This window comes from Heyndrickxia sp. FSL K6-6286 (assembly GCF_038630395.1).
GTDB classification, from domain to species: domain Bacteria; phylum Bacillota; class Bacilli; order Bacillales; family Bacillaceae_C; genus Heyndrickxia; species Heyndrickxia oleronia.
The window spans coordinates 2,567,974-2,593,569 of the sequence record NZ_CP152029.1; the positions used below are offsets into that span (position 1 = coordinate 2,567,974).

Annotated in this window: 24 protein-coding genes; all 24 read right to left on the bottom strand. The window is 30.5% G+C overall.

Translation table 11 applies throughout. The annotated features are described in order from the left end of the window. Positions 1 to 23: 23 nt before the first annotated feature. Positions 24 to 950: a beta-1,6-N-acetylglucosaminyltransferase gene (locus tag MHI39_RS12980; protein WP_342541364.1), complete on the bottom strand. Its 927-nt coding sequence runs from the start codon at positions 948 to 950 to the stop codon at positions 24 to 26. 36 nt (positions 951 to 986) lie between these two features. Continuing rightward, positions 987 to 2,705, bottom strand: a complete 1,719-nt coding sequence (locus MHI39_RS12985) for a M28 family peptidase (protein WP_342541366.1) — start codon at positions 2,703 to 2,705, stop codon at positions 987 to 989. 20 nt (positions 2,706 to 2,725) lie between these two features. Next, positions 2,726 to 3,766 (bottom strand): dTDP-glucose 4,6-dehydratase, encoded by a 1,041-nt coding sequence (rfbB, locus tag MHI39_RS12990; protein WP_342541367.1) that lies wholly within the window; start codon positions 3,764 to 3,766, stop codon positions 2,726 to 2,728. Positions 3,767 to 3,810: 44 nt separating this feature from the next. Beyond that, on the bottom strand, positions 3,811 to 4,830 hold the full coding sequence (locus tag MHI39_RS12995) for a DegT/DnrJ/EryC1/StrS family aminotransferase (RefSeq protein WP_342541369.1): 1,020 nt from the start codon (positions 4,828 to 4,830) through the stop codon (positions 3,811 to 3,813). 13 nt (positions 4,831 to 4,843) lie between these two features. Beyond that, positions 4,844 to 5,755, bottom strand: a complete 912-nt coding sequence (gene rfbA / locus MHI39_RS13000) for a glucose-1-phosphate thymidylyltransferase RfbA (protein WP_071975914.1) — start codon at positions 5,753 to 5,755, stop codon at positions 4,844 to 4,846. A gap of 84 nt (positions 5,756 to 5,839) precedes the next feature. Beyond that, entirely contained in the window at positions 5,840 to 6,973 is a 1,134-nt protein-coding gene (locus MHI39_RS13005; protein WP_342541370.1) for a GNAT family N-acetyltransferase, read from the bottom strand. Then, a complete protein-coding gene (locus MHI39_RS13010) occupies positions 6,966 to 7,514 on the bottom strand; it encodes a GNAT family N-acetyltransferase (RefSeq protein ID WP_342541371.1) in 549 nt (182 codons plus the stop codon). Before MHI39_RS13010 ends, MHI39_RS13005 begins: the two co-directional genes overlap by 8 nt. 4 nt (positions 7,515 to 7,518) lie before the next feature. Then, the gene (locus MHI39_RS13015) at positions 7,519 to 9,009 is read right to left on the bottom strand and encodes a lipopolysaccharide biosynthesis protein (protein ID WP_342541372.1); all 1,491 of its coding nucleotides are present in this window, start codon (positions 9,007 to 9,009) and stop codon (positions 7,519 to 7,521) included. Between the two features lie 57 nt (positions 9,010 to 9,066). Beyond that, a complete protein-coding gene (locus MHI39_RS13020) occupies positions 9,067 to 10,056 on the bottom strand; it encodes a glycosyltransferase (RefSeq protein WP_342541373.1) in 990 nt (329 codons plus the stop codon). A gap of 19 nt (positions 10,057 to 10,075) precedes the next feature. Continuing rightward, the gene (locus tag MHI39_RS13025; protein ID WP_342541374.1) at positions 10,076 to 11,380 is read right to left on the bottom strand and encodes an O-antigen ligase family protein; all 1,305 of its coding nucleotides are present in this window, start codon (positions 11,378 to 11,380) and stop codon (positions 10,076 to 10,078) included. A gap of 47 nt (positions 11,381 to 11,427) precedes the next feature. Beyond that, positions 11,428 to 12,513, bottom strand: a complete 1,086-nt coding sequence (locus MHI39_RS13030) for a glycosyltransferase (protein WP_342541375.1) — start codon at positions 12,511 to 12,513, stop codon at positions 11,428 to 11,430. 29 nt (positions 12,514 to 12,542) lie between these two features. After that, on the bottom strand, positions 12,543 to 13,625 hold the full coding sequence (locus MHI39_RS13035; RefSeq protein WP_342541376.1) for a glycosyltransferase: 1,083 nt from the start codon (positions 13,623 to 13,625) through the stop codon (positions 12,543 to 12,545). A 6-nt stretch (positions 13,626 to 13,631) separates the two neighbouring features. Further along, entirely contained in the window at positions 13,632 to 14,696 is a 1,065-nt protein-coding gene (locus MHI39_RS13040; RefSeq protein ID WP_342541377.1) for a glycosyltransferase, read from the bottom strand. Positions 14,697 to 14,768: 72 nt separating this feature from the next. Next, a complete protein-coding gene (locus MHI39_RS13045) occupies positions 14,769 to 15,881 on the bottom strand; it encodes a glycosyltransferase family 4 protein (protein ID WP_342541378.1) in 1,113 nt (370 codons plus the stop codon). 59 nt (positions 15,882 to 15,940) lie between these two features. Then, positions 15,941 to 16,705, bottom strand: coding sequence for a CpsB/CapC family capsule biosynthesis tyrosine phosphatase (locus tag MHI39_RS13050; RefSeq protein WP_342541379.1), 765 nt, complete (start codon positions 16,703 to 16,705; stop codon positions 15,941 to 15,943). A gap of 42 nt (positions 16,706 to 16,747) precedes the next feature. Next, positions 16,748 to 17,437: a CpsD/CapB family tyrosine-protein kinase gene (locus tag MHI39_RS13055; RefSeq protein ID WP_342541380.1), complete on the bottom strand. Its 690-nt coding sequence runs from the start codon at positions 17,435 to 17,437 to the stop codon at positions 16,748 to 16,750. Then, positions 17,427 to 18,158, bottom strand: coding sequence for a Wzz/FepE/Etk N-terminal domain-containing protein (locus tag MHI39_RS13060; protein WP_342541381.1), 732 nt, complete (start codon positions 18,156 to 18,158; stop codon positions 17,427 to 17,429). The genes MHI39_RS13055 and MHI39_RS13060 overlap by 11 nt, the downstream gene beginning before the upstream one ends. A 57-nt stretch (positions 18,159 to 18,215) precedes the next feature. Next, positions 18,216 to 19,058, bottom strand: a complete 843-nt coding sequence (locus MHI39_RS13065; RefSeq protein ID WP_342541382.1) for an SGNH/GDSL hydrolase family protein — start codon at positions 19,056 to 19,058, stop codon at positions 18,216 to 18,218. A 47-nt stretch (positions 19,059 to 19,105) separates the two neighbouring features. Then, positions 19,106 to 19,459: a helix-turn-helix transcriptional regulator gene (locus MHI39_RS13070; RefSeq protein ID WP_251336785.1), complete on the bottom strand. Its 354-nt coding sequence runs from the start codon at positions 19,457 to 19,459 to the stop codon at positions 19,106 to 19,108. A gap of 82 nt (positions 19,460 to 19,541) precedes the next feature. Then, complete coding sequence (locus MHI39_RS13075; RefSeq protein ID WP_342541383.1) at positions 19,542 to 20,696, bottom strand: aminotransferase class I/II-fold pyridoxal phosphate-dependent enzyme; 1,155 nt, start codon at positions 20,694 to 20,696, stop codon at positions 19,542 to 19,544. 28 nt (positions 20,697 to 20,724) lie between these two features. Continuing rightward, positions 20,725 to 21,339, bottom strand: coding sequence for a sugar transferase (locus MHI39_RS13080; RefSeq protein WP_342541384.1), 615 nt, complete (start codon positions 21,337 to 21,339; stop codon positions 20,725 to 20,727). Between the two features lie 83 nt (positions 21,340 to 21,422). Continuing rightward, positions 21,423 to 22,451 carry a UDP-glucose 4-epimerase GalE gene (gene galE, locus MHI39_RS13085; RefSeq protein ID WP_342541385.1) on the bottom strand — a complete coding sequence of 343 codons (1,029 nt, stop codon included), beginning with the start codon at positions 22,449 to 22,451 and terminating at the stop codon, positions 21,423 to 21,425. 43 nt (positions 22,452 to 22,494) lie between these two features. Beyond that, positions 22,495 to 23,370, bottom strand: coding sequence for a UTP--glucose-1-phosphate uridylyltransferase GalU (galU, locus tag MHI39_RS13090; protein ID WP_212945676.1), 876 nt, complete (start codon positions 23,368 to 23,370; stop codon positions 22,495 to 22,497). 14 nt (positions 23,371 to 23,384) lie between these two features. Then, positions 23,385 to 25,211, bottom strand: a complete 1,827-nt coding sequence (locus tag MHI39_RS13095; protein ID WP_342541386.1) for a nucleoside-diphosphate sugar epimerase/dehydratase — start codon at positions 25,209 to 25,211, stop codon at positions 23,385 to 23,387. Positions 25,212 to 25,596 lie beyond the last annotated feature (385 nt).

Consider the following 25,596-nt stretch of genomic DNA (forward strand, 5'->3'; position numbering starts at 1 on the left):
AGAACATTTTTAACCGATAACACTCATTGTATCTGTTTGTGCTCTCTTTTGTTGTCTCTACCAAAATGAACTGACTTAGTAAAATATTCAATGACAGATTGATCAAAGGTTCCATCAAACTTCCTTGCAAAGTAACTATTAGACTCCTGAATTAACTTAATATCCTTGAAGCTTATATTCAAAGGTGAATTTCCAGTTCGAAATGTTTCGCCCCATTTTAAAAACATCAGATTATCATTGACAACCTGATGTTTAAAATGTGAATTCATTATTAATGTTTGAAAAAACCATTCATCTGGGACCAGTGTGTTTTTAAAATATTCATAGTACCATTCGTTAGTTTCCAAGAACTCAATAATATATTTCGCTACTTCAAAGGGGATACAGAACCATTGTGATCCATGATAAAATGTAAATTTCTCTGGCCATGGTTTCATATTTGGATACATATTGATCCCCATTTCATATAATAAACGAACACTTCGTCTGTAAAGTCTATATGGATGGAGTGTAGTATATCTTCTACGGGTTATTTTTGGCCAATTTACCTTCATAGAAGCTAAATTTTTTTTTGTTTTTTCATAAAAAGTCATAAAAATGGTTCCTTTATGTTCAGATAAAAACTCTTTAAATCCATTTTTAACTAACAAATCCTGACCACTTCTTAAGATAATAAAGTCGTATGTACGCTTTGTTGATAGTGCCTCTTTTAATAATAAAATGGTTGTGTCTATTTGACTTATATCTCCCCAATCACAAGAAATATTGTTCTGTAAAATATGAATACGATCATTTTGTACTATTTCTCCACAAAGTTGGTCATCGTTTTTTTTATCTATATGGACATATACATCTGCATGATTTTCTGAAATCAATTGTTCAATAAATGCATTAACCTGTTCTGGATTTTTATGAACTTGTAATAAGAATGCAGTTCTTAAAGTGTTCAAATGAATATTCTCCTCTCCTACAATTTTGCAAACTTATTAAATTCTGGTCGATTCAAAAGTACTAATTTCTCTTTTTCGATTAGTCTTCCTTGTTACTCTTAAGTTAGATATGTCTATAGCAGGTATAATAAATGCACTAAGTAAAGAGACTAATCCGAGCAATAATCCCATATTATTTAAAGATAGTAAGACATATATCAGATACAAGATTGGGGCAGTTAATAGTATAGTAAGAAAAATAAACCCAATAGAAGTCATATAGTTTATTATTAAATTAAATCCTTTCATGATTAATTGAATATTCAGTCCTATTAAGGCGAAAAATAGCGGCCAGACGAATATATAACTGGATCCCTTAAAAAATACACTCGTGATAACGACTAGCATTAGCCAACTGAAATATGCCCCCATTGCGAAGTTACTTCGACCAATTTTCAATGAAAAAATTCGATAAAGTACTGAAATCATTATAAAAATAACCCCTATAAAAAATACAAAAAGAGGATTAGTTAATTTGAGATCTGATTCAAACGCTAATGTATTTTCTGAATTAAAAATTAATAATACCTTCCATAGTACACTGCCTAAGATGTATGTGATAGTAATCGTAAATAAAAAAATTAAAAACCCTATAAAAGTTCCTTTAAAAGATAGTTTTTCACGGAAATAACCATGAATAAACGTTAATATATAAGCTAGGATAATGATTATCATAATAGGTAAAACAATTTTTTCTGAGTATGTTATGACATTTTTGCCGAATAGATTAAAAAATACTATCTTTTCAGGTTTAGAATCTATTAAATTCATATTGCCAAAATGTTGTACTAAACTAGTCATGTTTTCACCGTGATGCTGTAAACTATTTAAACTTAATGCCTCTATATTGTCGTTCGAAGTATGATATGCATTGAGACCTTCAAAAAAAGCAAAATTTAGTCCGTACATACCAGCGTTTTTAAAAACCGTTAAATCGGTATCATTAGGCATAAATTTATATAAATCATAAATAAAGGAATGAGCAATTGGATTTGGTACACTCTTAATAAATTCATTGACTAAAGTACCATTCATACTATTTGTTTCAAATAAAATGGAGGGACCACCACTTCCACGTGCTTCAAAGTTTAATGCTAAACGCACATCCTCTGCCCAAGGATGGAATTTAACAAATGCTTGAGCCCCTAATAGCCCACTTTCTTCCCCATCAGTGATTAAGATAATGATATCATTTTTTAATTTTGAAGATTGCATTAATATCCTTACTGTCTCCAAAATAGATGCAACACTTGATCCGTCATCAGCAGCCCCTACACTTCCCTCCACTGTATCATAATGTGCAGAAATCATTATTGCCCCTGATGAATCTTTCCCAGGAATTCGCACAAGAATATTTTCAATTTGTCCATTGTATTTGACTCCCCATGCAGAATCAGGGCTATCCACCTTTTGAATTTGTGGAGAAACACCTAAATTGGTTAATGTTGCCATTAAATAATCCCTCACACGATCATGTTCTTCTGAACCAAGAGGATGTGGGGTTTCGGCAAAATTTTCTAAGTACTTTAGAGCATTCATAGCTGAGAATTGGTCTGATTTTATATTTAAAGGGAGAACCTGCGGTAAGCGAAACTGAAAAAAGCTAATCCATACGGTTATAGAAATCACTATTAATAGAGTAAACATGACTAATACACTTCTAATAAATGCTCCAAACTTTGTTGAGGGTGAAGTTTCAGTAGATTCCTTTTTCATAATATGCTCCTTATATTCATTTACTTCAACAAAATATAGGACGTATTTTGTTTTAAATAATGTAAAACAGTCTTCTTCAGTCCTTCTGAAAATGAATTTTTCATGACAAATCCAACCTCATTACGTAGCTTGGAATCATCAATTGCATATCTAAAATCATGACCAGGTCGATCTTTGACAAAAGTAATTAATTGCTTATAATTAGTTATTTCTTTATCATTTTTTTGTACAGGTATATAACAATTTAAAATATCACATATCTCATGGGCAATTTCTAAATTTGTTTTCTCATTATGTCCACCAATTAAATATGTTTCACCTACTCTTCCTTTAAAAAATACCATTTCAATCGCGCGACAATGATCAATTACATAGATCCAATCACGAACATTTTTACCATCACCGTAAATAGGTATTGATTCTAATGCCAAAGCTTTTCTGATAATAGTTGGTATAAGTTTTTCTTCATGTTGCATCGGTCCATAATTGTTTGAACAATTCGTTGTTATTACGTTCAACTTATATGTATGATAATAACTTCGTACGATTAAATCCGCTGATGCCTTACTTGCTGAATATGGGCTGTTTGGTGCATAGGATGAATTTTCATTAAATAACCCTTTCTCTCCAAGTGAACCATATACCTCATCGGTAGATATATGAATAAACCTAGCACTTTGATAGCCTTCCTTATAACTACCAATTCCCTTCATCCAACTCTTGCGAGCAGCTTCAAGAAGGTTAAATGTACCAAGTACATTTGTTTGAATAAATGTTTGTGGATTATTAATCGAATTATCAACATGTGACTCCGCAGCAAAGTGAATGACTGTTTTAAACTGATAGATATCAAATAAACGGCCAACAAGCTCAGCATCACAAATCTCTCCCTCCACAAAAGTATGTCGGGGATTATTCATAACAGATTCAAGATGCTTAATATTTCCTGCATAAGTCAATTTATCCAAGTTAATTATATTAATATCTTCATGTTTTTTAAGTATATAAGCCACAAAATTAGAGCCGATAAAACCAGCTCCACCAGTAATTAACCAATTCATTAGTTATTCTCCTTTATAATTAAAAAAAAGATCATTTGTTCCTATTAAATTTTTCCCAACACTATATTGGATATTTTTTGAACGTCATTTAGAAGTAACTCACTATAGAGTGGTAGACATAAAATCCTTTTTGAAATATTTTCAGAAATTGGACAGGAATATCCGTGCTTTAGATATGGTAATTTGTTTAGAGAAGGATGAAAATATCTTCTTGATTCTATGTTATTTTTCTTTAATCGTTCATTAGCTTTTAATAGGTCTTTTTCTGTCTCAAAAATAATTGGATAATAGGCATAATTATACTCAAGATTATTTGATTTAAACGGTCTCTCAAAACGATTGATAAGAATTGAATCATAGACTTCTGTGATGGTTTTTCTGCATTCAATTATTTGATTAATATACTTTAAGTTACATAATCCCATAGCTGCATGCATTTCAGAATTTTTCCCATTAATTCCTACTGTATCAAAATCCTCGTTTATAATGCCAAAATTCCTCAACGCTCTTATCCTATAATCTAGTTTCTTTTCGGAATTATTTATTACAGCACCTCCTTCCACTGTATGGAAAAGCTTTGTCGCATGAAAACTGATTGTAGATATATCACCATAACTTAACAATGAAGTTCCATTTATTCTGACACCAAAAGCGTGTGCGGCATCATAAATCACTTTTAAATTATATTTTTTTGCTATTTTTCCAATTTTTTCAATATCACAAGGGATTCCATAAACATGAGTTGCTAATATAGCTTCAGTTTTAGGAGTAATAGCTTTTTCAATTTCATTCGGATTAATATTTAGTGTTTTCGGGTCAATATCGACAAACACTGGTTCGCAGTTTTCCCACAAAATAGAAGTTGTCGTAGCTACAAATGAAAAGGGAGTTGTAATAATTTCATTTTTTATATTTAATGATTTAATTGCGAGCTGTAAAGCGATGGTTCCATTCGTAACAAAATGTATTGATGAAACATTCAAATATTCCAGGAGCTTTTCTTCCAATACTTGAACGTATTTACCATGATTCGTTAACCATTTACTATCCCATAGCTCTGTCAATAGATTAAAATACTCATCCTTCGGAGGAAGAAATGGTTGTGATACTGGGATCATCTATTAACCTCCCAACTACTAAATTATTTAAGTAAGCCCCATAATCATTTTTATACTGTAGGGCATAATGCAACACATCATCCGCTGTTATCCATTTTTTTCGATAGCTTATTTCCTCTAAACAGGCAATTTTAAATCCCTGTCGCTTTTCTATAGTCTCTACAAATTGACTTGCTTCTATTAAGCTTTCAAATGTTCCTGTATCAAGCCATGTAAAACCACGTCCAAGAAGCCCAACTTTCAATTTTTTTCTTTTTAGATACTCCTGATTAATATCTGTAATTTCAAGTTCACCTCTTTCAGATGGCATTACGTTCTTAGCAATTTCAATAACGTCATTATCATAGAAATATAAACCTGTTACTGCATAATTGGACTTAGGATACGCTGGTTTTTCCTCAATGGAAAGAGCGTTATTAAATTGATCTATTTCCACAACACCGAATCTTTCTGGATCTCTCACTTGATATCCAAAAATTATCGCTCCTTCTTTTAAATTTGCAGCAATTTCTAATAACGGTGTAAACCCTTGACCATAGAAAATATTATCTCCTAACACAAGACAAACTTGATCATCTCCAATGAACTTTTCTCCAATAATAAAAGCATCCGCTAAACCACGTGGATGCTTTTGAACCTCATATTCTAGTTTAATACCCCATTTAGTTCCATCCCCAAGAAGATTTTTAAATAGTGGGACATCTTTAGGAGTGGATATGATTAAGATTTCGCGAATACCCGCAAGCATTAAAACCGATAACGGATAATATATCATCGGTTTATCGTAGATTGGTAAAAGTTGTTTGGAGACTGCTTCAGTAATTGGATACAATCTAGTTCCACTACCACCTGCTAAAATAATCCCTTTCATCTATTAAACCTCCTATTTTAAAGCTCAAAATCTTATAACTAATAGATTCAGTGATCACTTAGTTACTCTATCGAAATGTATTCTTTAGACTAACTTTGTATGATTCGAAGAATTATATACATTACATTTATTTCGATACAATGGAAAAAAATTAGGGTTTGGCTTTTCAGAATAATAGTTCTCCCATTGATTCACCAATAATTCATATTGTATCGGATTATGTATTTTTCTCCCAATATAAAATTTGAGTACTCCGTGTTGATTAAATCGATACTTGAATTGGAATAACGAATCTCTTTCGATAGTACCCCCATTATGTAATGCACTATGCCCACCACCTAAATAAAATGCGTCCAAACCGTTACTTCTTCCCCATAAAGAAAGATTATGAAAGAGAAATGTGTTGCTTCCTAGGTTTAAGAATTGTTTATCCGAACATCCTAAATGGTAATGTAATGTGGTACCCTCATACATACAAATGGCAGCCGAAATCATCTTTTCTTCATGAAACACAGCTCCAATTATTGCTTTATTTGTAAATCCTCTTATCAATTTCTTAAAATAGTCCATAGAATAATAGGATTTTTGTGATGCATTGACCTTATCCATGGTTTCTTTATATAACTTAGTAAATTCATGTAACTGGTCATACATTTTTTCATTCTTAAAGACCTTAAATATCAGTTGGTTTTTTATTGCTTTTTTTATATTCCTTTTATGATTTTTATGATATTGTTCAAAGATTCTCTTTTCAGGTATTGTCAAATCAATAAAGATGGTTTCCCTGTCATATGAAATTTCCATTAAATTTTCCATATATCGATGGTTTTGGAGTAAAGGATGAAATTTAATAAATTCAGAAATGATATTCTCTTCTAAACAATATTGATTAAATGCTTTCCTAAATTGGTTGACCAAATCTGCATCTTCCCCATCGAATAAAGGACCACCATATCCGAAAGGTGGAGTCGTAATATCATATAACTTACATGTAGAAGTATTATTTTTAAAAGGCAAAATACTTAGTTTCCTTTTAAAAAAAACATAACAAATTTTTTTTCCATGTTCATTTTCAAAATAAAATAAATATGGATCGCCATTTTCTATATTTTTGTATAAATTAGAAAAAGAGTGATTGTAATATATATCCTTCTTTATAAATTGATTTAATTTATCTTGCCATTTTGATTTATTACAATGAGAAATTACTTCATACATGATGAGATTCACTCCGGACAGAAGAATGTAAATCTATTTCTTTTAAATCCTTAATGACAACAAATTTATCTGTTTCTTCTGATAGTACCTTAAAACCAAACTTCTTTACTAAAGATAAAGATTTATAATTAGCTTTATTAATATGAGCTTTCATATATTCCATTCCTACCCCCTTAGAATATTCAATAATAAATTCCGAAGTAATAGAAGCTAATTGCTTTCCTTGATGAGATGTCAATATACCAATCGCATTAACAAAGGATGTTTTACTAACAAAGTCATTTGCATAGATAGATATTAGTCCAATATCACAATTAGATTCGACTAAAACAAAATTAAATGCTTGATTTATTAACTTTTCTACATAAATTTTCAATGGCATATTTTGTTGTTGTGGTATTAAAAAAATGGAATCTAATTGAATAAATAGTTGTTCTAATCTTTCTTTATCCTTTTCACTTTTTTCAAGTAAAATTAAATCGATTCCTTTTTTATCTAATACATATTTATATTTTTCTATTACATTAATATTTTCACTCACGAAATTAAGCTCCTTTTGATTTGAAATTTTGACGACTTACTTTATTAAATAGTTGAAATAGCAAGCTATAAATTACTATAAACTCCTTCATTTTAAACATCCAACCTATGGATGCATACAATAAGCAACCACTAATTACTTGGAAAATCAATTTAATTATCAAATTTCCAGGTGAAATTACTCCGATAAAAAAAACAAAACTACCCATAAATATTGAAAGCAAAAATAAAGGGAGTATATCTTTAAGTTGTTTCCAAATTGAATAGGATATTTCTTTTGCGGAATAGTACGCATTGATAAATAATGAAATATAAGAGCTTAAAATTGCAGCTCCAAGTAAACCAAGAATTCCAAGGGAAAACGATAGAGATATTGCAATTAGTAAGGTTAGGAGAATCTTCTTAATTACTTCTAATTTTAGGAATAAGTCAGATCGTCCTTTTACCTGGAGAATATTTAGATTGACTGCATGTAGAGGGTAGATCATTCCTGCAAATGCTATAAGTTGAAAATAAATAATTGCATCATTCCACTGTGGTCCTAATAACAACGGAATCAAAGAATCTGATATTACAATCATTCCACACATTAGCGGGAACATTATATATGCAGTAATTCTTATTATTTTTTGAAACCCCTCTGATAAAAGCTTTTCCTCATCTTGAATAGTACTTAATACAGGATAAGTAACGCGTTGAAGAGAGCTAGTTGTAGAATTAATTATGACATCTCCAAGTTTTGAAGCATTTGTATAATAACCTAATTGTGCAGCTGGATATAATCTTCCGATAATGATCGAATAACAATTATTGTATAAAGTATCAATTAGATTAGAAATCAACAATTTATTTCCAAACCAAAAAAATTTTTGTAAGGATTGATAGCTAAATGTCCATGTTGGTATCCATTTATTACATTTCCATAAGAGAATTGTTTGCGCCAACTGAAAAATGAGACTTTGTATAATGATACTCCATACACCAAATCCAAATAATGAAAAAATGATTGCGATTATTCCAGCACATAGAGCAGCAACAAAGTTTATTTTGGTTTGTGTTCTAAAATTTATATTCCGGATAAGAATGACTCTTTGTATAATTCCTAATGAATTTATAAGTAATCCTATTGATAAAACTCGTAATATAGTAACTAAGCGAAAATCATGGAAAAATGTACTTACTAATGGTGCAATCAAGTAAAGGATTATAAATAATAAACTAGCCATAACGAAATTGAAGAAAAAAATAGTTGAATATTCTTCTTGGCTAACTTTTCTTTCCCGTATCAGTGCCTGAGTTAATCCGCAATCAATTAAAGTATTAGAGATTGCAATAAATATGGACACCATCCCAATTAATCCAAAATCTTCAGGCGATACTAACCTTGCAAGAATCAAAAGAACAAAAAACTGAATTCCTTGACTAGCAAATTGATCAGTGAAGCTCCAAAATAACCCTGTAATTGTTTTTTCTTTTAATGATTTTCCTACTTCCATCGTATATTCCTACTTTTATAATTTTATTTTTTAATTGAAAATTTACCCATATCTTATTCAATTATTTCTATACATTATTTTCTTCATCCCAACCATTGCTCTATATGCCCTTGGAAAATAAAATTTTGTAAGGAGTTTAAGTTTTTCTATTGTTGTCAATTGAGTATACAAAATCTTATATTTGGTAGTTTTAAGTTTTCTTAAATTATTTTGAAGCAGTAAAATTTCAAACTCTCTTTTTAGGATTGTTTCTTCAATAACAGGATTATATTTATTATCTGTCGTTCGATTAAACTCTTTTAATAGTTGAATATCACCCATTTTTACCTTAATTAACTTTTCCTTTAAATCCCCCTCTCGAATTAATTGATTAGTCCATGAACTTTGATTACCAATCCTATAAGCTGCCATAATCTCATCCATATAATATGCATACCCCTGACAGGCAGCCCACATTTGCAACGGATAATCGCCTACATGCGACTTTTGGAAAAAATCTGGTAAATATTCAATAATTCTTCGAGGAAAAAGTAAGGATGCAGTTGGACAAAATCCGCCTCCGCCCAATATAATATCGTCTGTCGGGCAAATTTTATTATTCTTATATGGCCTTACTATATTTCCTGTTTGCTTTTCTTTATTAATAACAATTTCAGCTGCATGAAAACATAAACTACATTCAGGGTGCTCTTCCATATAATCAATCTGTTTTTGTAATTTAAAAGGATCAGTCCAATAATCATCACCTTCACAAATAGCAATATATTTTCCTCGAGAGCTTTCTATTAGTCTTTGAGCATTTTTATTCATACCTACATTATGGTCTGACGTTATCATTTTAATTTTCCCTGGATATTCGTTCATATATTTTTTTACTATTTTTCTTGTGTTATCGGTGCTGCAATCCTCTCCGATAATGATTTCTACATCATAGTTAGTTTTTTGTTGTAAAAAGCCTTCTATGGCATCTTCTATATATAATTCATGGTTATAAGTCATACATAAGATACTCACTAATATGCTCAAGTCGATTCTCCCTTCATTCATGCAAAGAATATGACGTAACTTAATCAGAAAGTCGTAATGCAGAAAATACAACAATTAACGGCAACATAATAAAGTAGGGATATAAAAATTGTAATCCCTGAATATATGCAAACATCGTAATTAATGGCAATAAAAAAACTGGAAGCTGTCTTTTACTATTAGGTGCGTGAAGGCAATACATTCCTATCAACCATAAAGACAATAAAAATAACCCCACTACTCCCCCTGCTACAAAGATTTGTTGTAATCCGTTATGGGGCACATTAAAAAGATTTGCCTTTATATTCATGTTTTGAATTCCTATTCCAAAAAGGAAATTTTTTAAACTTGAAAATATAAAATGATTATATTGTTCAAAAATTTGTCCTCGTCCATTTGTAAGATCACTCTCTTGAAAACGAGTAATTATTAGCTCTAAAGTACTCGGAAAATAAGTTTGAATTGTGACTATCATTAAAATTACTGCAAACAATAATGAGAAAACAGCTTTTATTGAAGTACTATTCATTCTAAGGTTTATAATGAAATAATAAAAAAATACCAAAAATGATATCAAAATAAATGTTCTTGATAAGGTCAAACTACCGTAGATAAACATAATGATTGTTAATGGAATACCAATTGTTAATTTTAACCTCTTTGCATATTGTAAAATTAATAAAACAGCAATTCCAATCGCGCAAAAATATCCTAATGTATTCTGATCCATCGTTAAAGTAATAATAGTTGGATCAAATTGTTGATTGACTGAAGCAATATTTCCTATTCTAATTCCTTTTTCAAACACTAAATAAAGTGGCATATATTGTAGCGAATGAATAAGAATAGAGGTAAAAGCAGAAATGACACCAAAACAATAGGATAATAGTATAACTGTATAATTATAGTCATTATTTTTCTTTAATAAGATAAGAGTGAGTAAGATAATATAACTACTGAATTTGAAAAAATCTCCTAATGAAGATAGTGGGAAGAATAAATGCAACATTTCTAATAATAAGAATGCATATGCAGCAAACATATATATATTTAGTCTTACATGTTTTTGTTTGAACAAAAGAAATGGAATGGCTAAACCTATAATATAATTAGCAGGTAAACCAGGTAAAAAAGGAATAATAAAAGCAATAAAAGCAACTATTGCCCCTTCATTTAATAACAAGAAAGCAAAAACAGATATCATCAAAAAAATATATTTATTTATTGGAATTCCATACATATCACGAAAAAAAACACCTAAGCAAATTAGTAAACAAAATAAAACTAATTTTCTCACGTGTGTTTTGGATTCATTTATACTGTTGACTGTTAATCCCTCATTCATTACTATCTTTTTCACCTGCCTCTAATTGGAAAACTGCTTAATTATATTCAACTATATTTGAGATAAAGTTTCTTATATTCATGAGCTATTATTGAGATATCGAACTGTTTTACTAATCTAAAAGACGCTTCGGACATTTTCAATCTTAAATCCTTATCTTTTGCAAGTTTCATCATTGCATTACTTAGCGCTTTTATATTTTCACTTTCAACTAATATTCCATTTTCTTGTACAACATCTCCAATTCCTCCTACATTTGTTGATATAATTGGTAATCCCATTGCCATTGCTTCAAGTATGGATAAAGGTAATCCTTCATTAATCGACGATAATACAAAAATATCTGAACAATTTAAGTAGTGTTCTACATCATTTATACTACCTATAAAATATACGCGATCCTGTATTTTTAAAGATGAAGCAAAAGCCTCTAATTGCTCCCTTAAATCACCATCACCAACTATTGTTAACGTTGCATCAGTGCCGTTTTTACACAATATAGCAAAAGCTTCAAGTAATAATCTTTGATTCTTTTGAGGATCAAGCCTGGCTACGTGAATAAACTTTACTAATGGTTGATGACTTACTGCTTTATCTTTCCTTTTGAATTTTTCCAGATTAACAGGATTTTTCACATGCTCTATATTATCTAGCGGAAGTTTATATAATTTAGCTGCTTCAAGCTTAATTTTTTCTGAGATAGCAATCGGTATGGCTATTCGCCTTTTGTAAAGTATTTTCATCAATCGAATAATTCTCGAAGAAAATTCAAATCTTGGTGTACTATGGATTGTATGAAGTAATAGAGAATCGTGAAAAAAAATCCAAGGAAATACATATAAAGAAGAATGCAAATGGGTATGAACAATCTTTGGTTTAAATTTGCTTAAATATTTCCAAAGTAAAAACACTGTGATAACACTTAGCTTACCTTTATTATTTAAATAAATTACTTGTATACCTTGATTTGATAATTCATATTCAAACAAGGTGTTTTTTCTAATACTTAAGCAAATGACTATTAAGTCAATATCTGTTTCTCTGTGTAATGCTTTGGTAAGTTGGAATACAACATTCTCCGCACCTCCAATAACTAGAGAAGGTACAACTAAAGCTATTTTAGTCTTACTCATTATTAATTAATCACCTCATTCGAGTTTTTTCATAATGAAAATTTTTTATAAATTGCTTCATATTGATTTGCAATGATTGAAATATCGTACTTTTTCGACATTTCAAAACCAAGGCATCCCATTTTTTGTCTTAAATGCTTATCTTCAGCTAATTGGATCATAGCAGATGCCAATCCATCACTATCATTGGGTTCAACTAATATTCCATTCCCTTTAACAATGTCAGGAAGACCTCCTACTCGTGTTGCTATTACAGGAAGCTTTGCTCCCATCGCTTCAAGTATTGTCATAGGAAGTCCTTCGTAAATAGAAGATAGTACAAAGATATCTGATGTTTGAAGCAGCATAGGTATATTCTCTACATTGCCCAAAAAAACTACATGTTTACTTATATTAAGTTTAATAGCTGCTTTCTTCAACTCTTCCATTAATTCGCCATCACCTGCCAGAAGTAATGTACTAGTTGGTATTTTTTTATTTACTACTGAAAAAGCCTTAAGTAATGTGAAATGATTTTTTTGATTAACTAATCGCGCTACACATATAAATTTAATTCCACCATTGTTCACCGTCGTTTTACTGGGAATAAACAGATCTATATTAACAGGGTTATAAACGACTTGAATATTTTCAGTTTTTAATTGATAGTATGTACTGATCTGCCTTTGAATCGTGTCTGAAATAGCAATGGGTATAGCTTTTTTTGATCTATACAATATTTTTAAGATGATACGATGCAGAAAAGGTAATTCTTTTAAAGGAACATTATGTACAGTATGCACTAGCTTTTTATTATGGAAAAGTGTCCATGGAAATGCATATAAACAAGCACCTAAATGTGTATGGACAAGATTTGAATGATGTATCTTTAATTGCTTCCACAATCTCAAATAAGTAATAAGGCTAAATCCCAATTTTTTATTCAAATGAGTAATGTTAACTCCTGAATTTATCAGCTCTTTTTCAAATGGTGTCCCATTACTAGAATATAAACATATGAAATTCAAGTTAAATATATCTTTGTCTATTTTCTTTGCAAGCTGATAAGCCATGCTTTCTGCACCACCAGTATCTAACGAAGGGATAACAATTGAAAGATTAATTTTTTGCAATTTTTTTCACCGCTTTATTTCGTTATTTAGAAAAAAATTATTTCTATATATTTTAAATAGGTTATCTCTATAAGATTCCATATTATTAATTACTTTTCCCTTTTTGTATACTTCAATTGATTTGATTTTTCTCAATTCTTCATTATTAATTAATTGAATAGCTTGATTAACAATTTCATCATCTGTATAAAAATAATAACCATTGCTGCCATGATCGACGATTTCTTTAATTCCATCAATAGCTGTTGAAATAACAGGAATCCCAAATAGCATTGCTTCTAATACACACATCGGTGTCCCTTCAGTTCTTGAGGTCATGAGCATTACTTTGGATGATTTTAAATAAGGATAGGGATTTTTTACATATCCAGTAAAGGTAATATTTTTATAAACATTTAATTCTTTTGCAAGTAATTTTGTTTCTTCTAATAAATTACCGCTTCCTATTAAAACAAACGTTGCATTTGGCATTCGCTTGACAATCATTGCAATGATTTTAATTAATCTTTTTGGGTTTTTCGGATACGAAAATCTCCCCAAGAAAATAAAATCAAAATTATACTTAGGTTTGTTCTTAACCAATTCAATAAGGGCCTGTTCATTCACCACATTGTATAAAACAGATCCTTTCTTTGCGAGCGTATGAGAAAAATAATAATCTTTTATGATGCTTTGAGAAACTGCAAATATATGACGAAATCTATAAATACACATCCTATATAAAATTGATTTCACAGATAATTTAGTCATTTCTTCGAATTTTCCATGAAGATGTGAAATGATAGGAACTTTCTTTGAAAATTGAGCTGCTATGACACTGGCTCGTATATCATGTGCATGGATTATATCCGGTTTGTATGACCTAATTACCTTTTTTAATTCAATATATGACACGTTTTCTAAAGGAAGGTAATCTATATTTTTTTCATCCAAACTTTCTTTTATTGTTCCAATAGGACTACAATAGGCCATATCTATTTCATTCTTAAACATATCTATGATATGGCAAACTACGTTTTCAGCTCCTGAATAGCTATTACTAGAAAGCAAATGTAAAACCTTTGTTTTCATTTGACAACTCCAATCAATAAATTGTAACAGAATTACTTACAAAATAACTTTTGGATTTTACTACTTGAAATTTCAATCAATAAAGTCCGTATAAATCTTCTGCATTTTCTTTTTTATTGTTTCTAATGAATATTTATGAATATGCTCTAAACTATTGATTCCAAATGTTTCTCGTAATGTCTGAGATTGATATAACTTTTCAATTGCTATAGAGAAACCATCAATATCATTTATACCTATTAAAAAACCATTTTTTTCATTCATTACTAAATCACGATTACCCCTACAATTAGTTACTACAAGAGGCAAACCTGTAGCCATTGCTTCCATAACATTAACTGGCAATCCTTCTCTTCTTGATGAAGAAACTGATACATCCGATAACAACAGTAAATCCCTTATATCATTGCGATAACCTAAAAATAGAACAAATTCTTGTAAATGTAATTTATTTACTTGCTCTTTATAGTTTCCGAAGTAGTCTCCATTACCTACTAGTAAAAGTTTAATATTGGAATACTTTTTACTTAATAAATACATGACGTTAATTAAAAGATCTTGATGCTTATTGTAATTTAATTCTCCTACAAATATTAATATAAAATCTCCTTCATTGAAGTTATATTTTTGTCGTAGCTCATACTTGCTTTTTACAGTTTGAGGAACAAATTTATTCAAATCAACTCCAATTCCATTGACTAATTCTAAGGTTTTTGAATGGAGCCTATTAGAGGTTTGAAAATCCTCATTATTTATAGTGATTAGACAATCAGTATATTTCGATAACCATCTTTCAACTGGATAGTACATTAGCCAATTTAAAAGTGGAGCTCCATTGTAAAAATGAAAACCATGTGCTGTATAAATTACTTTTGTTCCGTTTTTTTGTGCCTTTCTCGCAGCTAACCTAGTTAACACACTCCCCATTGGGGTGTGACAATGAATCATATGATAATCATTACAATTAATGATTTCCTTAAATCTATTCAATGCTTTTAAATTTGCCTTTTTAAATGGAGATCTTTCGATTGGTATATTATATTTTTTGTCAACAAATGGAATGTTCGCATCACCGTTACTAGCTACATGAACTTCAATTCCCTGATCTTTAAACCACTTTAAATAAGGCAAATGAAACGTAAGAATGTGACTATCAACAGTAGCAGTAAACAATATTTTTTTCATTGGCCAAGTTCCTTTTCTTATATTGATAGTGATATAGATTTATTGTATAGTTATCGATTTTAAAATAAGCCTAGAATCTTTTTTCTCGTTATTTTTGGCTTTTCAATTGAGAGATTGTCCCCATTTAAAAGTATTTCAGCATTTTCTTTAAAATAATACATTTGTTGCATTCCATATAAATTTGATATTGTATTATAACTTTCTTGAAGAGAAAAACGTCTTGTAATAGTACTATGAGCATCTGTAGCAATAAAATGTGCTAATTGTTGTTCTATTATTTTTTGAGAAAACGATTTAACCTTTTTCCCAAAATGACCTATTAAGCTACCAGAAGTAATCTGGGTTAATGCTCCTCCTTGAACAATTTTAATTAGCTCGTCAAAATCCTGTATAAATCCCTTATTCCGCTCGGGATGGACAATAATTGGGGTGATTCCCTTTAGTAATAATTCATAAATTACTTCATGTGTGTAAGTAGGAACTTCGAATGAAGGAAGTTCTAATAATAAATACTTTCCTTTATTATCTAAGGTTAGAATTTCATCCAACTCATATGTTAGAAATATCTCACGATGAATTCTAAGCTCTTGTCCTAGATGAATGATAAGAGGGATATTTTCTTTTTGTAATTTATCATTAAAAATAGCTACATTTTCTATAATTTTATCCTTCTGATTTTCAAAACGACCATTAAAATGATGCGGTGTAGCATATAAATGTGTAATTCCCGCTTCTACTGCTCCTTTTGCCATATCTAGTGCTTCGTCATAATTTTTTGGACCATCGTCAATATATGGCAAAATATGACAATGAATATCTATCAAGACTGCATTTCCCTCCTTTTTGTTAAGGGTAGAAAAATTAAATTATTTATATTGGCTATAATACACCTCGTTCTTCGATTCTAATCCATTTACAACTACGCCAAGAATTTGTGATTTTGCTTTTTGAAGCAGTTGCTTTGCTTTAACTGCACGATCCTTACGAGTTTTACCACTGTATATCACAAAAACGATACCATCACATTTATTTGCCAGTATTTGAGAGTCAGTAACTGCAAGTACAGGTGGTGTATCAAACACAATATAATCATATCTACTATTCAATTCATCTATTATTCTTTCCATTGCTTCTGAATTCAATAATTCCGAAGGGTTAGGTGGTATAGGACCACTTGTTAAAATTTCCAAGTTGGGTACATATGTTTTTGATATACCATCTAATAAACTAATTTTCTTTGTAAGTACACTTGTTAGTCCATCAATATTACTTACATTAAATGTATAATGAACAGATGCTTTTCTTAAATCTGCATCCACTAAAAGAACTCGTTTTCCTTGTTGAGCTAGAACAATTGCTAGATTTGCTGATGTAGTAGATTTACCTTCAGAAGGATCGGGTGATGTTACCATAATGGTTTTGATTTCTTTATCTACAGAGGAATATAAAATATTTGTTCTAATTAATCGGTACTGTTCGGTAATAGGTAAATGTGGAAATTTATAACTTACCAAATCTACTGCATTAATATAATTTTTTTTCTTCTTACGATTCAAAAGTTTCAACTCCCATTTTGGACTTTTTTATTTTTCTTCTAGCTTTGCGCTGTGGAATCTTTTGAATAGTTCCAAGGATAGGTAAGCCTAGATATGCATCAATGTCCTTACTATCTTTTAATGTATTATCAAAATATTCGAGCAAAAATGATATCCCAACACCAACCATTAATCCAATAATCGCAGCTAAAGCGATATTCATTATTGGATTCGGTTTAACAGGAATAGGATTTTTATCTAATTCCGCTCTTGCTAGAATGCTGACATTATCCACATTCATTATCCCTTTAATCTCCTTTTGGAAAGTTTCTGAAATTGTATTAGCGATTAAAACTGCCATTCCAGCGTTTTTATCATGTACAATTAAAGAAAACACTTGAGAATTATCCCTAGTGTTAATCATTATATTATTATTAAGCTGTTCAACACTTTGATCGATTTGCAACTTATTTATCACTTTTTCTACTATAACTGGACTTTTAATTATTTCTTTATAAGTATTTATTAATGAAACATTGCTTTGCATTTGATTTAGGTCAAGTTGATTGTCCTTATTTTTCTGATTTACTAAAATTTGTGTTGAAGCTTGGTAAATAGGAGTTAATAAAAAAAACGTAACTGTGGCGCTAAAAAATATCGCAAACATACTAATAAGTGTAATTAGCTTCAGCCGTCTTCTAATAATATTTAAAACCTCTTTTAAGTTTAATGTTTCTTCCATACGGCCCTCCTATAAGAGAATGAATAGTCAGAGCTATTAAACAGTAATTGTTTTTAATTATCGCGAATGGTTTAAATATTTATACACTACTTCATATAAAAGGATATTCCCTTTATCGTTAAGATGAATATAATCATTGGCTAATATATCAACTAATAATATATTTCTGTCTGTTAATTGATTTTCAATTTCCTTGAAAACGTCAATACTATCCCATTTATTTTGACTGATAAGTTTACTCGAATGATTCAAATAATCTAAATAACTGAGTCCTAAGCTATTTTTATTTTTACTATTTCCAATTGGATAAGGCGACATAATTACAATCTTTGAATTGGGTAAACCAGTTTGTAATTTTGACATTATATTTTTAAGATTAGATGTAGTTTGCTCTAGACTAATAGATTGAGAATAGTTATTAATTAATGAACTCCCCAATATAACTAAATCGGGTTGATCTTTAATAACTAAATCAATTTTCCCCCCATTTAATAAATCAGAGGTTGAATAACCTTCACTACTATAATTGACAATTTGTAATGCTTCTAATTCTTCGCTATCTGCTTGCAGTTTTTCAAATAATTGTTCTGTCCATGTATATGAAAGTGTACTAGCACCAGTCGATGCTCCTATATTACCTCCAATAATCGAAATAACCGCCTTATTTTTTGTTAGAAATCTGTAGCGAAGAAAATCAATGATTGATTGAGTTTGATTGGTTTCCGGATTTAAACGATCTATAAGAAGTTCCTTTTCAATTCTTTCTTTCTTATTTATTTTCTCAATTGCTAATCTACCTTCTTTTTCAGCGGCTGCTTCTATATTTCCCCAGTATTTATAACCAAAAAATATAACTCCAATACACATTAGAGCAACTAGAAAAACAATGAACTTTTTCATTTTTCTCTCCAATACATAAAAATCCAACATTCTTTAACTGTGGAAAATTAGAAATTATTTTGCTTAGAATGTTGATTTTTCCAATTAATAAACTCTATTAAGATAATATATTGATGTAATTGATCTTTTTCTAAACCCAATTTTTTTAATTCATTGATAAAATCAATCCACTCTTTCTCAATATATGGTTGAGCATCTTGGTTGGGAATTGTCTTTGATAACGTTAATATATCTACTTTAAGTACCTTAGCTATTTTTTGCATTACTTCAAGGGAAGGATTATTATTAATATTTCTTTCTATATTGCTTAAATAAGACTTAGATATATTTGTAAGTTTTGATAGTTCAGATAGTGTATATCCCCTTTTTTTTCTAAGTTCAACTATATTTTTTCCTATCATTTATATACCTCTTTACATTTTCTTTGCTAGAAATAATAAGATGATTATTTGTTGTCACGAACTTAGTAATAAATATTAAACTCTATCTTCCTAGCAGATTTTTAATACATTGAATTACCCTCATTTGATCTTCTAGTGTCATATTAGAACTTGATGGTAGACAAATTCCTGTTTTAAAAATTTTTTCAGAAATATTTTCATTATTCCGAGAAAAATACTTACAAGTAGTGAATAATGGTTGCAAATGAAGTGGTTTCCAAATCATCCTCGCTTCAATATTTTCTTTTTCTAAATAGATTAACAAATCTTTATTAGAAATACCTGTAATAGTTTGATTTATTGTCATCGTAGTTAACCATCTATTTGAGAAACTTCTCTTACTTTCCCTCATAAATGATAGACCAGGTATTCCACCGAGTTCACGTTCATAGATTTCGAATATACGCCTTCTTTCATTTACTCTTTGAGTTAGTACTTCTAATTGTCCTCTTCCAATTCCTGCTAATATATTACTCAGACGATAATTATAACCTAATTGACTGTGTTGATAATGTGGCGCAGGATCCTTTGCTTGAGTAGATAGAAATCTAGCTTTATTTAATGTATTCGCTTGCTTGGATATCAAAATTCCTCCACCAGAGGTTGTAATAATTTTATTGCCATTAAAAGAATAAATGCCATAATCCCCAAATGTACCACTTGCCTTATTTTGATAAAAAGATCCTAATGATTCCGCTGCATCTTCAATTACTGGAACGTTATATTTTTGACATATTGGTAAAAGCTCTTCCATTTTTGCCGACTGTCCATATAAATTAACAATGATAACTGCCTTTGGAAGTTTCCCTTCAGAACATGCATCTTGAAAGGCTTCCTCTAATGCTAGTGGTGACATATTCCATGTTTCCGACTCGGAATCTATAAAAACAGGTTCAGCTCCCTGGTAAAGAATTGGATTCGCTGATGCAATAAAGGTTAATGTAGAACAAAAAACACGATCTCCTTTTTTTATATCTAAAAGAGAAAGTGCTAAATGAATTGCAGCTGTTCCTGAACTTACAGCTACTGCATCAGCCACACCTAGTAATGATGCAATTTCCCTTTCAAATGCTTCTACATTTGGTCCCTGCGGGGCTATCCAATTCTGTTCAAATGCATTTTTAATATAATTTATTTCTGATCCACTCATATGCGGTGTGGAAAGATAGATTCTATTTTTTACTATTGTATTAACCATTTAAGCACCTTCCATGTTTGTTCAAAATTCATCCATGTTTTCGGTCTATTTGTTTTACTTCTCCTTTAAAATGTGGCATTGTTACCTTATCTGTTTGATCTATTCCTTCTGTTTTAATTACTTTGACAATAGTTAACCATAAAATTTTTAAGTCTAATAGGATGGTTTGGTTATTTACATACCAAATATCTAGCTCAAATTTTTTATCCCATGTTATAGAATTTCGACCATTAACTTGTGCCCATCCAGTAATTCCAGGCTTAACCAGGTGTCTTTTTGCTTGTTCTTTTGTATATAATGGTAAATACTCCATTAGTAATGGTCTTGGTCCTACTAGACTTAATTCACCTCTAAGAACATTAATCAATTGGGGAAGTTCATCAAGACTATATTTTCTAAGTAATGCTCCAAATTCAGTTAATCTTTCATTATCAGGTAGCAATTTTCCATTATCGTCCATCGAATCATTCATACTTCTAAATTTATAAATATAGAATGGCCTTCCATTTAATCCTGGCCGTTGTTGTTTAAATATAATTGGAGATCCTATTTTGAATTTAACTAAAACAGCTATCATGACTACTAAAGGAAATAATAGAACTAGCAATAAAAATGAAATTAATATATCCATTATCCTTTTCATATGCTCACATCCAATATCAATTCAATAAAAACATATGGCAGATCCAGAAGTCATAAATATTATTAAAATAAACTTCTTTTATTCTAATTAGCATATTGTATTTTTTTATAACCGTTTGGATTGTTCAACTTCCATCTCCATGAATCTATACACATTTTTTCTAATGGAAGTTTTGCACACCAATCAAGTTCAAGTTTGGCTTTAGTTGGGTCGGAATAACAAATCGGGACGTCACCGGGTCTAGGTGCACTAACTGAATAAGGTATTTTTATTCCTGTTACCTTTTCAAAAGTTGCTATTATTTCTAGTACGCTATATCCTTGACCAGTACCAAGGTTATAAGTTTCGATTCCTGAAAAATTCAATGTTTTCTCTAGTGCCTTTAAGTGTCCATTGGCCAAGTCATTAATATGAATATAATCTCGGATACAAGTTCCATCTTTCGTTGGGTAATGGTCACCGTAAATTAAAAGTGTATCTCTTTCACCTGAAGCTACGTTTAAAATATTGGGCATTAAGTTATTCGGAATACCTAATGGATCTTCTCCTATCAGTCCAGTTTCATGCGCACCAATTGGATTAAAATACCTTAATATAACTATGCTCCAGGATGGATCAGATTTAATCAAATCCTCTAAAATACTTTCAATAAATAGTTTCGTTCTCCCATACGGATTCAAAGCAGATAGTTGATTTTTCTCCGATATTGGTATGCTTTCAGGAATACCATAGACAGTTGCTGACGAACTAAACACTAAATTTTTCACATTGAATTTTTGCATAACTTGACAAAGAATCAAAGTACTCGTTATATTATGCCTATAATAATAAAGTGGGTTTTTTACAGAATGGCCAACAGATTTTAAACCCGCAAAGTGAATAACCGCCTCAATTTGATTATCAGAAAATATTTTTTCTAATTTTTCTTGTTCCATAATATTCATTTGATAAATTTTAATAGGCTTACGAGTAACTTGTTGAACACGTTCTAACGCTTCAGGTTTACTATTTAAGAAATTATCAATTACCATTACCTCATGTCCAGCATTTAATAATTCAATACATGTGTGACTACCAATATATCCTGCTCCTCCTGTAATTAAAATTGACATAAAGTTCACCTCCATGTAATCCTCTAAATTTCATATATTATTCTTATCTGTTAGTTTTTTGAAAAATAGTAGATAAATAATTTAATAAACCCATTTTTAACTCTTCCCTTTGTAAAGCCATTTCAATGTTTGTTTTTATAAAACCTAATTTCTCCCCAACATCATATCTCGTTCCCTCAAAATCATATCCTAAAATCTCTTCAGTCTGATTCAATTGATCGATAGCGTCTGTGAGTTGAATTTCTCCATTAGCACCTGGTTTAAGATTTGCAAGTATAGTAAAAATGGGTGGTTTTAAGATATATCTACCCATGATAGCTAAATTAGAAGGAGCATCATCAATCAACGGTTTCTCGACCAAATGATTAATCTGATATAACTTATTTCCAACTTTGTGAGCATCAATTATTCCATATTTAGGAACATCCTCAAAATCTATCTGCTTTATTCCAAGTATAGTACGTTCATATTCTTCATATTGCTCCATTAATTGTTTCAAGCATGGTTTGTTAGACCTGACAATATCATCACCGAGTAGAACGGCAAAAGGTTCATCACCGATGAATTTCCTCGCACACCAAATTGCATGCCCTAATCCCTTTGGCTCTTTTTGGCGTATGTAATGTATGTCGACCATATTTGAGGATTTTTGTACTTCCTCTAATATTTCAAGCTTGCCTTTTTCAAAAAGGACTTGTTCTAATTCAAATGAATGATCAAAATGATCTTCAATGGCACGTTTACCCTTTCCTGTTACGATAATAATGTCTTCAATCCCTGATTCGATTGCCTCCTCTACTATATATTGAATAGTAGGTTTATCGACGATAGGCAGCATTTCTTTTGGCATTGCCTTTGTTGCTGGAAGAAATCGTGTTCCTAAGCCTGCAGCTGGAATAATCGCTTTCCTTATTTTCATGTTCCATGGCTCCCCTACCCAGAATATTGGATTAACGATTGTGTAACATGTTGATGATTAGCTAAATCTATAAGTCTTCTTTTCAATGTTTCTTTATCAAGAACAGTTAGATTAGAAATAATGTCTTCAATTTCATTGATGTATATTTCTTTTGTTTTCCCAATATAAATATTCGGATAGATTTGTTCTTCATGAATTTCATCAAAATCTAGTAATTCTTCAAATAATTTTTCTCCAGGTCGAATTCCACTATACTGAATTCCAATATCATCTACTGTAAAACCAGAAAGTCTTATCAAGTTTTTTGCTAAATCAACAATTTTTACTGGTTCACCCATATCTAATACAAAAATTTGTCCCCAATTTGCTAGTGCACCTGCTTGTAAAACAAGTCTTGATGCTTCGGGGATCGTCATAAAATAGCGCGTCATTTCGGGATGAGTTACTGTCACAGGTCCACCTTTTTCAATTTGCTTTTTAAATAATGGAACCACACTTCCTCGACTTCCTAGCACATTTCCAAAACGAACGGCTACAAATTTAGTCTCACAATCTCTATTCATATGTTGAATGACCATTTCTGCTAATCTTTTCGTAGCTCCCATCACATTTGTAGGATTCACTGCTTTGTCACTTGATATCATGACAAATGTCTCAACTTTTGCCCATTTAGATGCATTAGCAGCATTCATCGTTCCGACAATATTATTTTTTACTGCTTCTTCTGGATTAGCTTCCATTAACGGCACATGCTTATGTGCTGCAGCGTGGTAAACAACATTTGGGCGATATGTATCCATGACACTGTACATTTTTTTTATATCCTGTATATCTGCAATAACTGGGATGATATCAATTATTGATTGTTTATATGTTTCTTTTAATTCCATTTCAATATTATAAATACTATTTTCACCATGACCCAGTAATATCAGTTTTTTTGGATGGAAGGTGGCAATTTGTCGGCAAATTTCAGAGCCGATTGAACCCCCTGCCCCTGTTACTAAAATTACTTTATTGGATATGTGCTCAGATATGCCTTCAATATCTAATTCTACCGTCTCTCTGCCGAGTAGATCCTCTACTTTTACATCTCGTAATTTACTAACTGAAATATTACCCACTAATAAATCTTCTAATCTTGGTAATATTTGTGTCTTAGCATCTGTTTTGGCACATTCTTGAAAGATGGTATTTAATTCTTGTTTCTTTAAGGAGGGAATTGCAATGATGATATGATCTATATTTAATCTACTTACAATATTTGTAATATTACTCACCGAACCGATTACTGGGATTCCTAATATATCTAAATGATGTTTATTTCGATTGTCGTCAATAAAAGCTATCGGTAACAGTTCAGAATCATTTCTTTTTAATAATTGGCGGACTACCATCGTTCCTGCAGAACCAGCACCAATAATTAATGTTCTTTTTTTATTGACATCTTTTACAAGATATCGATCCCGATAGACTCTCCAGCAAAACCTTGAACCACCTATTAAAATCATATGTAATAAACACGTAACCACTAGAAGTCGATAAAAAATTTCACCAATAATCATTCCTTGGACAATTGCTGAAATAATAATGGATGCAGTAACCGTTTTTAATATAATGACTAATTCACCTATACTCGCATATTCCCATGACTTCTTATATAAATGAAAATGAAATGAAAAAAAATAATGACTGATTAATATGGCAGCACAGCTTAATACAATTGGATAATTAATAACATTAAAACTTTCATAAACTAAAAAACAGCCGATAAAAATAGCTGTCAATACGATAATAGTGTCTATAAGAAGAAATAAGGAAATTCTTTGTTGATATGTCAAAAACCTCCCCCCTTTTTATATAATATGAATAATTAGTTTAAAAATTGGGCATTTAACCCGCCCTCACACCACACTCTTGACGACTTGCGTCTAAGGTTTTTTTACAACCCACAGCATGATCGAGTGCCTCCTTTGATAGTGGCTAGGAGACATCACCAACAACAAGTCTTTCTTATAAAAGAACAATATTATTCTTAATAAAGAACAATCGTGCAAAAAAAATTACGATTGTCTATTAGTGTTCTAAAAGTACTTAAATTTATCATCATTAATTCTTTATAAAGAACATAGATTGATAAGAAATCAATATTTTTAAGATGTCATACAGAAAAAATTTTCTTTTATTACTAATAAAATTTATTCAAAACTTATATTGTTTTATATA

Coding starts and splice junctions, on each gene's coding strand:
- MHI39_RS12985 (WP_342541366.1), bottom strand. CDS start 2,705: ATGAAAAAGGAATCTACTGAAACTTCACCCTCAACAAAGTTTGGAGCA.
- rfbB (WP_342541367.1), bottom strand. CDS start 3,766: ATGAATTGGTTAATTACTGGTGGAGCTGGTTTTATCGGCTCTAATTTT.
- rfbA (WP_071975914.1), bottom strand. CDS start 5,755: ATGAAAGGGATTATTTTAGCAGGTGGTAGTGGAACTAGATTGTATCCA.
- MHI39_RS13005 (WP_342541370.1), bottom strand. CDS start 6,973: ATGTATGAAGTAATTTCTCATTGTAATAAATCAAAATGGCAAGATAAA.
- MHI39_RS13015 (WP_342541372.1), bottom strand. CDS start 9,009: ATGGAAGTAGGAAAATCATTAAAAGAAAAAACAATTACAGGGTTATTT.
- MHI39_RS13020 (WP_342541373.1), bottom strand. CDS start 10,056: ATGAATGAAGGGAGAATCGACTTGAGCATATTAGTGAGTATCTTATGT.
- MHI39_RS13025 (WP_342541374.1), bottom strand. CDS start 11,380: ATGAATGAGGGATTAACAGTCAACAGTATAAATGAATCCAAAACACAC.
- MHI39_RS13030 (WP_342541375.1), bottom strand. CDS start 12,513: ATGAGTAAGACTAAAATAGCTTTAGTTGTACCTTCTCTAGTTATTGGA.
- MHI39_RS13040 (WP_342541377.1), bottom strand. CDS start 14,696: ATGAAAACAAAGGTTTTACATTTGCTTTCTAGTAATAGCTATTCAGGA.
- MHI39_RS13045 (WP_342541378.1), bottom strand. CDS start 15,881: ATGAAAAAAATATTGTTTACTGCTACTGTTGATAGTCACATTCTTACG.
- MHI39_RS13060 (WP_342541381.1), bottom strand. CDS start 18,158: ATGGAAGAAACATTAAACTTAAAAGAGGTTTTAAATATTATTAGAAGA.
- MHI39_RS13065 (WP_342541382.1), bottom strand. CDS start 19,058: ATGAAAAAGTTCATTGTTTTTCTAGTTGCTCTAATGTGTATTGGAGTT.
- MHI39_RS13070 (WP_251336785.1), bottom strand. CDS start 19,459: ATGATAGGAAAAAATATAGTTGAACTTAGAAAAAAAAGGGGATATACA.
- MHI39_RS13075 (WP_342541383.1), bottom strand. CDS start 20,696: ATGGTTAATACAATAGTAAAAAATAGAATCTATCTTTCCACACCGCAT.
- MHI39_RS13080 (WP_342541384.1), bottom strand. CDS start 21,339: ATGAAAAGGATAATGGATATATTAATTTCATTTTTATTGCTAGTTCTA.
- galE (WP_342541385.1), bottom strand. CDS start 22,451: ATGTCAATTTTAATTACAGGAGGAGCAGGATATATTGGTAGTCACACA.
- galU (WP_212945676.1), bottom strand. CDS start 23,370: ATGAAAATAAGGAAAGCGATTATTCCAGCTGCAGGCTTAGGAACACGA.